The sequence below is a fragment of the Limnohabitans sp. G3-2 genome, assembly GCF_002778275.1.
GTDB lineage: Bacteria > Pseudomonadota > Gammaproteobacteria > Burkholderiales > Burkholderiaceae_C > Limnohabitans_A.
Genome location: NZ_NESG01000005.1, coordinates 65,792 through 79,212, shown reverse-complemented (window position 1 = coordinate 79,212; position 13,421 = coordinate 65,792). Strand labels below are relative to the sequence as shown.

The window sequence follows — 13,421 nt, the reverse complement described above, 5'->3', positions numbered from 1 at the left end:
CACAGGGATGGCCTTGGTTTGAAATGGGGCCCGCTCAGACTTGGAACTTGTCCACTTCGTGGCGCGTGCCGTCTGCGATTTTGGACAACTCGATCACCGTGGCCGCAATCTCTTCACTGGCCGCCGCATTCGATTCGGCGATCTTGTTCAAATTGGCCACGTTCGAGTTGATCTCTTGAACCGCTGAACTTTGTTGCTCGAGCGCGGCGGAAATGCGTTGCATCATGCCGTTGGCTTCGTGGGCACCCGATTCAATGCGTTCCATGTCACGGCTGACTTCTTGCACCGTGGCCACCGCGTGGCGGGCTTGTTCCACGGCTTCTTGCACCAGTTGCGAAATCTCTTGCGTGCTCTCGGCGCTGCTGGAGGCCAGCTTGCCCACCTCTTCGGCCACCACCGAGAAGCCCTTGCCGTGTTCGCCAGCACGCGCCGCCTCGATGGCCGCGTTCAGCGACAAGAGGTTGGTTTTGTTGGCGATCTTCTCGATCACTTCGGTGATCTTGTTGATTTTTTCCGAGTTGGCGGCAATGCCGTTGACCACCTCGACCATGAGCGACATCTTGTTTTTGCCTGCCCGCACGATGGCCATCGACTCTTGAGAGCGGGCGCTGGCGGTTTCGGTGTTGCGCGACACGTCGGTGACCGAGACCGCGGTTTCACGCACCGCATTGGCCAGTTGGCTGATGGCGTGCATCTGATTTTGCGCACCGTCGCTGATTTGGTTGATGGCTTGGCTGGTTTCGTTGGCCGCCGCCGCCACTTGGCGGGTGTTGCTGTTGATCGTCACCATGCTGTTGCCCAAAGCTTCGAGCGAGTGGTTGATGTTGTCCTTCAAGGTGGCCAGATCGCCACGGCCCTGCGCTTGAATCCGTCCGCGTAAATCGCCTTGAGCCACGCCCCTCATGACGGTGCCCACATCGCTCAGCAGCGTTTCCATGGCCTGCATGGCGCTGTCCACGGCCGTGCGCAGCTCGCCTTGCACTTCGCTGGACATGCGTTTGCTGAAGTTCCCATTGGACAAGGCGTGCATCACCTCTTGCAACGCTTGCATGGTGGAGTCGACACTTTGTGCGCTGGCATTGACGGCCGCCTTCATGATGCCCAGATCACCTTTGAGGTCTGCGTTCACGCGTTTGCTGAAGTCGCCTGCAGCGATGGCTTCGACCACCGCATTGACTTCACCGATGGCCAACTGCTGTGCAGACATGAGTTGGTTGAACGCCATGGCCGTTTGCCCCACCTCGTCTTGGCGCTCAATCCCCAGCCGACGTGAGAAGTCAGATGAGCGCTCGATCGAGATCACCATCGCACGCAATTCATCCAAGGGCCGTGTGATGCTCAGCACTTGCCAGTGGATCATGGCGGCAATGACGAGCATCACCGCCAAGACCATGGCCGCAAATTGCTGGGCCATCTGCCAGAACTTGCTGTCGACATCGTCCACGTAGATGCCCGAGCCGATCACCCAACCCCAAGGCTCAAATTTCTTGACGTAAGAGAGTTTTTCAAACAACTCTTCGGTGGTGCCTCCCCCCAATTTGGGTTTGGGCCAGTTGTAAGTCACAAAACCGTGGCCAGATTTTTGGACCACTTCATTGAAGGCCACAAACAGGTTTTTCCGACCGTCTGTCCGCTCCACGGGGCCATCTGCTCCGGCTTGAAGGGTGGTGGCGCAATTGAAGTTGGCGCCATCCAAGATCTTGTCGTTGAGCGCGGGCACCGTGGGGTGCATGATCATTTTCGGGATGGGGGAGGTCAGGTCATTCAGCCAAAAATATTCTTTTTGCTCGTACCGCATGGCATGGATGGCCGATATGGCGGCTGCCTTGGCCTCTTGGCCCGTCATATTGCCGGACTTTTCCTGCTCATGAAAGTGCACCAACACCGTGTGCGCCGCTTCCACCAAATGGCGTGTCTTGATTTTCCGGTCGTCCATCATGCTGGACTTTTCCAAAAACAGCGCCGTCACCGAGACCGCCAGTAAACCGATCAGGGTCGCCAGACCCCCCAGCATCAACCTTGTTTTGACTTGCATGCATCACCCCAATAAACGCCCATTGCGTCAGCGTGTCAATCTTAAGGGTTTCTACTGACTCACCGAGGTTGCTGACGGTTTAATTTGTTGGGATGAATCCAATTGAAAAAATGGTGGATGGGCGGTTTTTGAGGGTTTGCGCGTTGAAATCTCAGTTTTTCTCTTGGTCTCTGAGCCGGAAGCGTTGGATTTTTCCCGTGGCTGTCTTGGGCAATTCGGCCACGAACTCGATGAAACGGGGGTATTTGTAGGGTGCCAAACGTTCTTTCACAAACACTTTGACATCCTCTTGTGTGAGGCTTTGACCGGGCTTGAGCACGATGAAGGCCTTGGTCTTGGTCAGGCCATCGGTGTCTTCTTTGCCGATCACGGCCGCCTCCAAGATGGCCGGGTGTTGCACCAAGGTGGACTCGACCTCAAAGGGCGAGACATAGATGCCGCTGACCTTGAGCATGTCGTCGTTTCGCCCGGCGTAGGTGTAATAGCCGTCCGCGTCGCGCGTGTACTTGTCGCCGCTTTTGGTCCACACCCCCTGGAAGGTGTCGCGTGTCTTCTCGCGGTTGTTCCAGTACATCAGGGCGCTGCTGGGCCCCTGGATGTACAGGTCGCCGATCTCGTTCGGGCCAGTGACCACGCTGCCGTCTTCGTTGCGCAGCTGCACTTCGTAGCCGGGGACGGCTTTGCCCGTTGTGCCGTAGCGCACGTCGCCGGGGCGGTTGGACAGGAACACGTGCAGCATTTCGGTGGAGCCGATGCCGTCGATGATCTCGCAGCCAAAGTGAGCGGTCCAACGCTCGGCGATGTCGCGGGGCAGCGCCTCGCCAGCGGACGAGCACAGGCGCAGGGCCACTTGGCTTTTGGTGGGTAACGCTGGGTGGGCCAGCATGCCGCCGTAGCCCGTGGGGGCACCATAAAAAACAGTGGGTTGGTGGTCCACCATGCGCTTGAAAGTCGCTGGCGGGGTGGGGCGTTCGGCCATCAGTACCACCGTGGCGCCCACGCTCAGGGGGAAGGTGAGGGCATTGCCCAGGCCATAGGCAAAGAACAGCTTGGCGGCCGAGAACACGGTGTCGCTTTCTTGCAGGTTCAACACGCCTTTGCCGTACAGCTCGGCCGTCCAGTACAGGTTGCCCTGGCTGTGCACGGTGCCCTTGGGCTTGCCGGTCGAGCCGGATGAGTACAGCCAGAAAGCCGGTTCATCGGCCAGGGTTTGGGCGGCAAGAGCGGGCTTGTTTTGGGCCACCAAGTCGGCCATGTTGAATTGGCCTTGCGTCAAAGCGCCTGTGGGTTGCGAGACCACGACCTGGCGCACCTCGTTTTTGACCAGGTCCAGCGCACTTTGCAGGGTGGGCAACAGAGCACCCGAGACCAGGGCCGCTTGGGCGCGGCTGCTGCTCAGCATGAAGGCATAGTCTTCGGCAGTGAGCAGCGTGTTGACAGCCACGGGCACCACGCCCGCATAAAGTGAGCCCAAAAAGGCCACCACCCAGTCGCTGCAGTCGTGCATCAGCAAGAGGACACGCGCTTCGCGTTGGAGGCCCAAGGATTGCAGACCGCCCGCAAACCGGCGCACCTGCTCGGCCAGCTCGCCATAGCTGAGCTGGCCCATGTCATCGATCAGAGCGGTTTTGTCGGCGCGGCCAGCGTTGGTGGCGATCAGGTGCTGGGCAAAGTTGAAGTCGGCGGGTGGGGCTGTCACGGTGCGGGTCATGGGGGTCTCCTCGGGGTGTTTGTGATCTTGTTCAGATTTTTTGTTCTGGCCATAGGGGTTTGCAGGAGGCCGCCTCCTGTCCAAATCAAAGGGCCAATTTGCCGCCCTGTGCAGCCAAAACGTCCAGGGCCAACGCGCTGCCTTGCACCGCACTGCGGCGGTGGTAGAAGTTCAGGGCGCGCAAGCCGCCCAGCTCCTCGCCACCCCCCGCGCGGCCGGGGCCGCCGTGCAGGCTCATGGGCATCACGTTGCCGTGGCCGCTGTGCAGGGCCGCCACATCGGGCGAAATCGCATGCACCCGGCCGTGGCTGCTGGCCAGCGCGACCGAGGCCTGGGCGGTGAAGGCCGGGTCTTCGCTGTAGAGCGAGCACACCAGCGAGCCTTCGCCGCGGCGGATCATGGCGTAGGCCTCTTCGATGCTGTCGTAAGGCATGAGGGTAGACACAGGGCCAAACACCTCGAGCGCGTGCAGCACCTGCGCCGTCATGGGCGACTCGGTGCCCAGCAGCACCGGGGCCACGCAGGCGCTCGATGCATCGGCATCGACCAGGCCAGCGGCGCTGCCGTCAAACAACACCGTGGCTTCGGTCTTGAGCCGGGCCAGTCCCGCCAGCACACTGGCTTTTTGTTCTAGGCTGACCAAGGCGCCCATGCGCACGGCCTCGTGGCGGGGGTTGCCCACGGTGGTTTTGGCCAGGCGTGCGCCAATCGCCTGTGCGGCCGCTTTGTACAAGGCGCGGGGCACAAATATGCGGCGGATCGCGGTGCACTTTTGGCCCGACTTGACCGTCATCTCGCGCGCCACTTCGGCCACCAGCAGTTGGAAGGCTTCGCTCTCGGCTGTGGCGGCGGGCGAGAGCAGGGCGCTGTTGAGGCTGTCGGCTTCGATGTTGCAGCGCACCGACAACTCGGTCACGGCGCGGTGGCTGCGGATGATCTTGCCCGTCTCGGCCGAGCCGGTGAAGCTGACCACGTCAAAGGCCTGCAGCTGGTCCATCAAGCCCGCAGACGAGCCGCAAATCACCGACAGGGCACCCACCGGCAGCACGCCCGCGTCCACCACGTCTTTCACCATGCGCTGGGTCAGCCAGGCGGTGGCCGTGGCGGGTTTGATGATGACGGGCACCCCAGAGAGCAGAGCGGGTGCGGCTTTTTCCCACAGGCCCCAGCTGGGGAAGTTGAAGGCGTTGATGAACAGCGCCACGCCGTGGGTAGGCACCTGGATGTGCTGGGTCTGAAAAGCCGGGTCCTTGGCCATGCGGATGCGCTCGCCGTCCAGCAGCAGCGTGGCGTCGCCCAGGGCTGCGCCTTGCTTGGCGTAGTAGCCCAGGGTGAAGAGGGCGCCGTCGATGTCCACGCCCGAGTCCCTGGCCACGGTGCCGCTGTTGGCGGTGGCGATCTCGTAGTAAGCGTCGCGGTGGGCTTGCAGCACGTTGACGATTTTGCTGAGCAATGCGGCGCGCTGGCCGTAGCTCAGGGCGCGCAGCGCCGCGCCGCCTTGCGTGCGCGCAAAGGCAAAGCCTTCGGCCAGGTCGATGCCGCTGCTCGACACACGGGCCAGCTCGGTGCCCAGCACCGGGTCCAACAAGGGCGTGCCTGCGCCGGTGCCGGTTTGCCAGCGGCCTGCGAAGAAGTTGGGGAGCAATGCGGTCATGTGAATGGCTTTCAGTCGTCTCGAAATGAGGGGGGTCAGGTGGGCTGCAGGCGGGGGCATGCAACAAAAAACTGTTCGGGTGGGCCAGTTGGCGGTATAAACACCGGTTGATGCACTATTGTGCGTGCCTGCAAGTATGCATTAAAGTGCATGTTTTGGGTTTGTTGAAAATTAAGGGTTTTCCCTTGCCTTTGATCCAAAGTTGAACATGAGCAGTCAAGAATCCACGTTGCTGGAGCCCACCGAGCCGCAGACCAAGCGCAGCCCGTTCCTGGAGGCGCTGGGCGAACGCGTGCGCAACTTGCGGTCGCGCCAGGGCATGACACGCCGTGCGGTGGCCCTGGCCGCCGAGGTGTCCGAGCGGCACCTGGCCAATCTGGAGTACGGCACCGGCAACGTCTCGGTGCTGGTGCTGCTGCAGGTGGCGCAGGCCCTTCAGTGTTCCTTGGCCGAGTTGCTGGGTGACGTCACCACCCGTTCGCCCGAGTGGCTGCTGATCCGTGAGCTCCTGTCGCAGCGCAGCGAGAGCGATCTTCGCCGCGCTCGGGTGCAGTTGGGCGAGCTGTTTGGCGAAGGCGGCAACGCGCAAGAGCGCAAGAACCGCATTGCCCTCATTGGTTTGCGCGGTGCCGGCAAAACCGCGCTGGGCCAGCGTTTGGCCGACGACATGGGCTTTCCCTTCATTGAGCTCAGCCGCGAGATCGAGCAGTTTGCCGGTTGCCAGATCAGCGAAATCCACAACCTCTATGGCGCCAACGCCTACCGCCGCTACGAACGCCGCGCCCTCGAAGAAGCGATCCAGATTTACCCCGAGGTGGTGATCGCCACGCCAGGAGGCTTGGTGTCCGATTCGGCCAACTTCAATGTGTTGCTCTCGCACTGCACCACGGTGTGGCTGCAGGCCGACGCGGCCGACCACATGGGCCGAGTGGCTGCGCAAGGCGACATGCGCCCCATGGCCGCCAGCCGCGAGGCGATGGAAGACCTCAAGCGCATTCTGGAAGGGCGCTCGGCGTTTTATTCCAAAGCCGATCTGGCCATCAACACCAGTGGCCGCACCGAAGACCAAGCTTTTGACGCCTTGCGGACTTCGGTTCGCCAGCATCTGGCCATGCCCGCCTGAACGGGGATGGGCTTTTTCTACTTCCTAGGGTAAACACTTAGTAAATGCATTAAAGTGCATATTGATGGGGGTCGTGGTCTGCACTAAACTTCAGGCCAACATGCAGTGAAATGCATTTTTTGACCAAAATCAAATCCCACCTTCCTTGATGGAGACACCCATGACCGCAGCACCACAGGTTGATTACCAAACCAACCCTTCCCAGTACAAGCACATCCAGTTGGCTTTTGATGGCGAGATCGCGACCTTGTCGATCAACATCAACGAAGACGCTGGCATCCGCCCTGGCTACAAGCTCAAGCTCAACAGCTATGACCTGGGTGTGGACATCGAGTTGCACGACGCGCTGCAGCGCATCCGTTTCGAGCACCCCGAAGTGCGCTCGGTGGTGGTGACCAGCTTGAAGGACCGCGTGTTCTGCTCCGGCGCCAACATCTTCATGCTGGGCGTGTCCACCCACGGCTGGAAAGTGAACTTCTGCAAGTTCACCAACGAAACCCGCAACGGCATCGAAGACTCCAGCAAGCACGACGGCCTGAAATTTGTGGCGGCTCTGAACGGCGCTTGCGCGGGCGGCGGCTACGAGCTGGCCTTGGCCTGCGACGACATCGTGCTGGTGGACGACCGCTCCTCTTCGGTGTCTTTGCCTGAGGTGCCTCTGCTGGGCGTGTTGCCCGGAACCGGCGGCCTGACCCGCGTGACCGACAAGCGCCATGTGCGCCACGACCTGGCCGACATCTTTTGCACCAGCGTCGAAGGCGTGCGTGGCCAAAAAGCCGTTGACTGGCGCCTGGTGGACGCGATTGCCAAGCCCGCCGTGTTCAAGGACGTGGTCAAAGCACGCGCCACCCAGTTGGCTGCAGGCAGCATCCGCCCCGCAGGGGTCAAGGGCGTTGAGCTGACCCCCTTGAGTCGCAACTTCTCGGCCGACGCGCTCACTTACACCAACATCACTGTGGAAATCGACCGCGCCAAGCGCATTGCCACCTTCACCGTCAAGGCGCCTGCCACGGCCCAGCCCACCGACATCGCCGGCATCGAAGCCGCAGGCATGAACTGGTGGCCGCTGCAGATGGTGCGCGAACTTGACGATGCCATCTTGCACATGCGCACCAACGAACTCGACATCGGCACCTGGGTGCTCAAGACCTCGGGCGATGCCGCGGCCGTCTTGGCCTCGGACGCCACCCTGCTGGCCCACAAAGACCACTGGTTTGTGCGTGAAACCATCGGCCACCTGCGCCGCACCCTGGCCCGCATGGACGTGACCTCGCGCAGCCTGTTCGCCCTGATCGAAGAGGGGACATGTTTTGTCGGCACACTCGCCGAATTGGCTTTCTGCGCCGACCGCGCTTACATGCTGGCGCTGCCAGACGACGAAGCCAAGGCCCCCAAGATCCAGCTCAATGAAATGAACTTCGGTTTCTTCCCCATGGTCAATGACCAGACCCGCCTGCAGCGCCGCTTCTACGAAGAAGTGCCCGCCATGGAAGCCGCACGCGGCGCCATCGGCAAAGCGCTGGACGCCGACGCGGCCCTGGCTTTGGGTTTGGTGACGGCAGCGCCCGACGACATCGATTGGACCGACGAAATCCGCCTGGCCCTGGAAGAGCGCTCGTCCATGTCGCCTGACGCCTTGACCGGTCTCGAAGCCAACCTGCGTTTTGCGAGCCAAGAGAACATGTTGACCCGCATTTTTGGCCGCTTGACCGCTTGGCAAAACTGGATCTTCCAGCGCCCCAACGCCGTGGGCGAAAAAGGTGCCCTGAAGGTGTATGGCAAGGGCGAGAAAGTCCAGTTCGACATGAACCGCGTTTGATGTTTTGGCGTTGTGCAGTGGGCCTCCCGGTGGTGCCCCCTGCAACCGAAATTTGACCCCACCGTTGCTTCTTTATATTTCTGGAGACTCTCATGTCCGGTATCAACTACAGCGAAAAAATCCCCAACAACGTCAACCTGTCGGAAGACCGCACCCTGCAACGCGCCTTGGAGCAGTGGCAGCCCAACTTCATCAACTGGTGGGACGACATGGGCCCCGAGGGCTCGACCGACATGGACGTGTACCTGCGCACCGCCGTGAGCGTGGACCCCCAAGGCTGGGCCCAGTTCGGCCACGTCAAGATGCGCGACTACCGCTGGGGTGTTTTCATGAACCCTGGTGAGCAAGACCGCAAGATCCATTTCGGTGACCACATCGGCGAAAAAGCCTGGCAAGACGTGCCTGGCGAGCACCGCGCCAACCTGCGCCGCATCATCGTGACGCAAGGCGACACCGAACCCGCATCGGTGGAGCAGCAGCGTCACCTGGGCCTGACCGCGCCCAGCATGTACGACCTGCGCAACCTGTTCCAAATCAACGTCGAAGAAGGCCGCCACCTGTGGGCCATGGTGTATTTGCTGCACAAATACTTCGGCAAAGACGGCCGTGAAGAAGCCGACGCCCTGCTGCAGCGCAACAGCGGCAACGAAGACAACCCCCGCATCTTGCAGGCCTTCAACGAGAAGACACCGGACTGGTTGAGCTTCTTCATGTTCACTTACTTCACCGACCGTGATGGCAAGTTCCAGCTGTGCGCCTTGGCCGAGTCGGCTTTTGACCCACTGGCCCGCACCACCAAGTTCATGCTGACCGAAGAAGCGCACCACATGTTCGTGGGCGAGTCGGGCGTGAGCCGCACCATCCAGCGCACGGTGGACGTGATGAACCAGCTCAAAACCGACGACGTGGGCAAGCTGCGCGCAGCCGGCGTGATCGATTTGCCGACCATCCAGCGCTACATCAATTTCCACTTCTCGGTGACCATCGACCTGTTCGGTGCCGATGAGTCGTCCAACGCCGCCACCTTCTACAGCTCCGGCCTCAAAGGCCGTTACGAAGAAGGCAAGCGCACCGACGACCACGTCTTGAAAGGCAACAGCTACAAGATCTTGTCGGTCGAAGACGGCAAGCTGGTCGAAAAAGAAGTGCCGATGCTCAACGCTTTGAACGAAGTGCTGCGCGACGACTACATCACCGACTCCAAAGGCGGTATCGACCGTTGGAACCGTGTGATCGCCAAGGCCGGCATTCCTTTCACCTTGACCGCCCCTCACAAGGCGTTCCACCGCAACATCGGTTCTTTGTCCGGCTCCAAGATCACGCCCGAAGGCCGTGTGGTGACCGACGCCGAGTGGATGGCCAAAGTGGGCGAGTGGCTGCCGACCAACGAAGACCGCGCCTATGTGGCCAGCCTGATGGGCCGTGTCGTCGAGCCAGGCAAGTTCGCCAACTGGATCGCGCCACCCGTCATGGGCATCAACCGTCAGCCTGTGGACTTTGATTACGTCCGCTTCAACTGATTGAGTTTCTGATTTGACTGCTGCCTCTGCTTCGTTGTGGGGGCAGCAGTTGACAGAGGAAGGGGCGGGTTCCTCATGCTGGGGTACCCCAAATCGTCACCCGCCCCTTCCCCTGTCAACGGCATGGTGTTTGTTGAGCGTCTGTGGGTGGGTGTGTGGCTGGTCGTTTCTATGTTCTGCCTTGAGTGGAGGCGGTCATTGAAAGGGCAAGGGGCGGGTTCCTCATGACGGGGTACCGAAAATCGTCACCCGCCCCTTGCCCTTTCAATGACATGGGTGAGCTGCATGCCAAGGCTGCCAGTAGACTTGACACGTTCATGCAGGCACTGAGCGACGGTATGGCTTGGGGCCGGGCGCCGATTTGGGCTACCCCAGCATGAGGCGCCCGGCCCCAAGCCATACCGTTGCGGACCTCGCAGACCACAGACATAAAACGCCAAATACAAGAGAGTCAAGACATGAGCACCGAAGCGACGCTGATCAAGCAACACCTGATTGACCCGGAAATCTGCATCCGCTGCAACACCTGCGAAGCCATTTGCCCGGTGGGCGCGATCACCCACGACTCGCTCAATTACGTGGTCAAGGCCGATGTCTGCAACGGTTGCATGGACTGCATCTCGCCATGCCCTACCGGCTCGATTGACAATTGGCGCATGGTGCCCAAAGCCCAGGCCTACAGCATCGAAGAACAACTCAAGTGGTTCGACTTGCCCGCAGAACTGAGTGCGCAAGAACTGGCTGCCGCGGGTGGTGTGGTGGATGCCGCGCAAGAAGAAGCACAAACCGCTGTGCAAGCGGCGGCAGCTTCTTCGGCTTCGGCCGTCAGCACCGCCGCCGCTTCAGGCTTCAACTCGGCGCTGTTCGGCGCGACCATCCCACCCTGGTCGGCGGCCCATGCCTACACCAACCTGTATGGCCCCAAGGCGCAAGACAAAACCATCACCGCCACCGTCACCGGCAACCTGCGCGTGACCGAAGTGGGCCAACTCGCTGGGCACCAGGACTACGACACCCACCACATCGTCTTGGACTTTGGCCAGTTGCCTTTTCCTGTGCTCGAAGGCCAGTCGATTGGCATCATCCCGCCAGGGCTGGATGCCCACGGCAAGCCGCACCATGCGCGCCAATATTCGATCGCCAGCCCGCGCAACGGCGAGCGTCCGGGCCACAACAACCTGTCGCTGACCATCAAGCGCGTGCTGGAGGACCACGACGGCAAACCCGTTCGCGGTGTGGCCTCCAACTTCATGTGCGACCTGAAGGTGGGCGACAAGGTGCAAGTGATCGGACCGTTCGGCGCGAGTTTCCTCATGCCCAACCACCCCAAGAGCAACATCGTCATGATCTGCACCGGCACAGGCTCTGCCCCCATGCGCGCCATGACCGAATGGCGTCGCCGCCTGCGCGCCAGTGGCAAGTTCGAGGGCGGCAAACTCATGCTGTTCTTCGGTGCCCGCACCCCCGCCGAGTTGCCTTACTTTGGGCCCCTCAACAACTTGCCCAAAGACTTCATCGACATCGAGTTCGCCTTCTCGCGTGAAGTGGGCAAGTCCAAGCGCTATGTGCAGGATGCCCTGCGTGACCGCGCTGCCGACATCGCACTGCAGCTCAAAGACCCCCACACCTGTTTCTATGTGTGCGGTTTGAAGAGCATGGAAGAGGGCGTGGTCATGGCGCTGCGCGACATTGCGCAAAACGCCGGTCTGGACTGGGACGCCATCGGTGGCACGCTCAAGAAAGAAGGCCGTTTGCACCTCGAGACTTACTGAGCCAGCATGGCGAACGCCACCCACATCGGTCTGGACCAGCTTCGCCAGCAACTGCGCCAGCCGCGTTCGCAGCTCAAAGGCCGACAGGCCAGCGATGAAGCCCGCGCCCAGGTGCAGGCGCTGATCGGTGCGCCGCCCCCAGAGGGGCACCGCCGTGACCTGCTGATCGAGCACCTGCATGTGCTGAATGACCATTTTCATGGTCTTTTTGAGCGCCACATCGTGGCGCTGGCGGCCGAGATGCGCCTGTCCGTGGTGGAAGTCTTCGAGGTCGCTTCGTTCTACCACCACTTCGAGATCCTGAAAGACGACGCCACGGCCCCGCGCATCACCGTGCGGGTCTGCGACAGCCTGAGCTGCAGCCTGGCGGGCAGTGACAGCTTGCTGCGCCAGTTGCAAAACGATGTGCAGAGCCAGGGATCGGGTGTGAAAGTCGTGCCCGTGCCCTGTCTGGGCCGCTGCGAGCAGGCCCCGGCCGCGCAGGTCGGACAGCAGGCCGTGGCGCATGCGACGCCTGAAACAGTGTCGCGGCGTGTGGCCCAGCATGAGACGGCGCCCAATGCCTTGCCCGACGCCATCGGCCTAGACGCTTATGTGCAAGCCGGGGGCTACCGCCTGGCCCAGCAAGTGGCCGCGGGCGAGCGCGAGGCCGAATCGGTGATCCAGGTCTTGGAGTCCTCGGGCTTGCGCGGCTTGGGCGGTGCGGGGTTCCCTGCGGGGCGCAAATGGCGCATCGTGCGCCAGCAGCCAGCCCCGCGCCTGATGGCGGTGAACATCGACGAGGGCGAGCCCGGCACCTTCAAAGACCGCACGGGTCTGGAAGCCGACCCTCACCGCTTTCTGGAGGGCGTGCTGATCGCGGCCAGCGTGGTGGGCTGCGAGGCGGTCTACATCTACCTGCGTGACGAATACCACGAAGCGCGTGTGCTGCTCACGCAGGCGCTGGCCGATCTGCAGGCGAATCCGCCCTGTGCCTTGCCGCGCATCGAACTGCGCCGCGGTGCAGGCGCCTACATCTGCGGCGAAGAGTCGGCCATGATCGAGAGCATCGAGGGCAAGCGCGGCGAACCCCGCCTGCGCCCGCCCTACATCGCCGAAGTCGGTCTGTTTGGCCGCCCCACGCTGGAACACAACTTTGAGACCCTGTACTGGATCCGCGAACTGCTGGAACAGGGCGCAGACAGCTTCGCATCGCAGGGCCGCCACGGCCGCCAGGGCCTGCGCCGCTTCAGCGTGAGCGGGCGCGTGAAGCACCCGGGCGTCAAGCTTGCACCCGCAGGCATCACCCTGCGCGAACTGGTGGATGAATACTGCGGCGGCATGGCCGAGGGACACACGCTCTACGCCTATTTGCCCGGCGGTGCCAGCGGCGGCATCTTGCCGGCCCGCTTGGCCGATGTGCCGCTGGACTTTGACACCCTGCAGCCACATGGCTGCTTCATCGGCTCGGCCGCCGTGATGGTGCTGAGCCAACACGACAGCGCCCGCGAAGCCGCCCTGAATGTGATGCGCTTTTTTGCGCACGAGAGCTGCGGCCAGTGCACGCCTTGCCGCGTGGGCACCGACAAAGCGGCGCAACTGATGACCGCCCGGGTGTGGGATGCCGATACGCTCAAAGACTTGGCGCAGGTCATGGGCGATGCGTCGATTTGCGGCTTGGGTCAGGCCGCACCGAACCCCATTCGGTGTGTGCTGGACTACTTCCCGCACGAAGTAGGTGCCGCATGATGAAGCCCGATGGCCTGTGGGCACAAGCCCCTGAAACATTCGGCCGCAGGGGCGGCCTC

The 13,421-nt window shown here is 61.8% G+C and carries 8 protein-coding genes; 5 read left to right on the top strand and 3 right to left on the bottom strand.

What is annotated here, in order from left to right; translation table 11 throughout:
• Window positions 1-34: 34 nt before the first annotated feature.
• From B9Z31_RS08855 to B9Z31_RS08845, 3 genes are all read right to left on the bottom strand, one after another.
• Entirely contained in the window at window positions 35-2,035 is a 2,001-nt protein-coding gene (locus B9Z31_RS08855; RefSeq protein ID WP_100119208.1) for a methyl-accepting chemotaxis protein, read from the bottom strand.
• Window positions 2,036-2,186: 151 nt separating this feature from the next.
• A complete protein-coding gene (locus B9Z31_RS08850) occupies window positions 2,187-3,746 on the bottom strand; it encodes a benzoate-CoA ligase family protein (RefSeq protein ID WP_100119207.1) in 1,560 nt (519 codons plus the stop codon).
• A gap of 85 nt (window positions 3,747-3,831) precedes the next feature.
• Window positions 3,832-5,400 (bottom strand): 3,4-dehydroadipyl-CoA semialdehyde dehydrogenase, encoded by a 1,569-nt coding sequence (locus B9Z31_RS08845; RefSeq protein ID WP_100119468.1) that lies wholly within the window; start codon window positions 5,398-5,400, stop codon window positions 3,832-3,834.
• Between the two features lie 208 nt (window positions 5,401-5,608).
• On the opposite strand from B9Z31_RS08845, the gene B9Z31_RS08840 reads away from it, so the two are divergent.
• From B9Z31_RS08840 to B9Z31_RS08820, 5 genes are all read left to right on the top strand, one after another.
• The gene (locus B9Z31_RS08840; RefSeq protein ID WP_100119206.1) at window positions 5,609-6,523 is read left to right on the top strand and encodes a helix-turn-helix transcriptional regulator; all 915 of its coding nucleotides are present in this window, start codon (window positions 5,609-5,611) and stop codon (window positions 6,521-6,523) included.
• Window positions 6,524-6,683: 160 nt separating this feature from the next.
• On the top strand, window positions 6,684-8,342 hold the full coding sequence (gene boxC / locus B9Z31_RS08835) for a 2,3-epoxybenzoyl-CoA dihydrolase (protein ID WP_100119467.1): 1,659 nt from the start codon (window positions 6,684-6,686) through the stop codon (window positions 8,340-8,342).
• A 92-nt stretch (window positions 8,343-8,434) separates the two neighbouring features.
• On the top strand, window positions 8,435-9,862 hold the full coding sequence (boxB, locus tag B9Z31_RS08830) for a benzoyl-CoA 2,3-epoxidase subunit BoxB (RefSeq protein WP_100119205.1): 1,428 nt from the start codon (window positions 8,435-8,437) through the stop codon (window positions 9,860-9,862).
• Window positions 9,863-10,320: 458 nt separating this feature from the next.
• Window positions 10,321-11,634, top strand: coding sequence for a benzoyl-CoA 2,3-epoxidase subunit BoxA (gene boxA / locus B9Z31_RS08825; RefSeq protein ID WP_100119204.1), 1,314 nt, complete (start codon window positions 10,321-10,323; stop codon window positions 11,632-11,634).
• A gap of 6 nt (window positions 11,635-11,640) precedes the next feature.
• Window positions 11,641-13,362, top strand: a complete 1,722-nt coding sequence (locus B9Z31_RS08820; RefSeq protein ID WP_100119203.1) for an NADH-ubiquinone oxidoreductase-F iron-sulfur binding region domain-containing protein — start codon at window positions 11,641-11,643, stop codon at window positions 13,360-13,362.
• Window positions 13,363-13,421 lie beyond the last annotated feature (59 nt).

Coding starts and splice junctions, on each gene's coding strand:
- B9Z31_RS08855 (WP_100119208.1), bottom strand. CDS start 2,035: ATGCAAGTCAAAACAAGGTTGATGCTGGGGGGTCTGGCGACCCTGATC.
- B9Z31_RS08845 (WP_100119468.1), bottom strand. CDS start 5,400: ATGACCGCATTGCTCCCCAACTTCTTCGCAGGCCGCTGGCAAACCGGC.
- B9Z31_RS08850 (WP_100119207.1), bottom strand. CDS start 3,746: ATGACCCGCACCGTGACAGCCCCACCCGCCGACTTCAACTTTGCCCAG.
- B9Z31_RS08840 (WP_100119206.1), top strand. CDS start 5,609: ATGAGCAGTCAAGAATCCACGTTGCTGGAGCCCACCGAGCCGCAGACC.
- boxB (WP_100119205.1), top strand. CDS start 8,435: ATGTCCGGTATCAACTACAGCGAAAAAATCCCCAACAACGTCAACCTG.
- boxC (WP_100119467.1), top strand. CDS start 6,684: ATGACCGCAGCACCACAGGTTGATTACCAAACCAACCCTTCCCAGTAC.
- boxA (WP_100119204.1), top strand. CDS start 10,321: ATGAGCACCGAAGCGACGCTGATCAAGCAACACCTGATTGACCCGGAA.
- B9Z31_RS08820 (WP_100119203.1), top strand. CDS start 11,641: ATGGCGAACGCCACCCACATCGGTCTGGACCAGCTTCGCCAGCAACTG.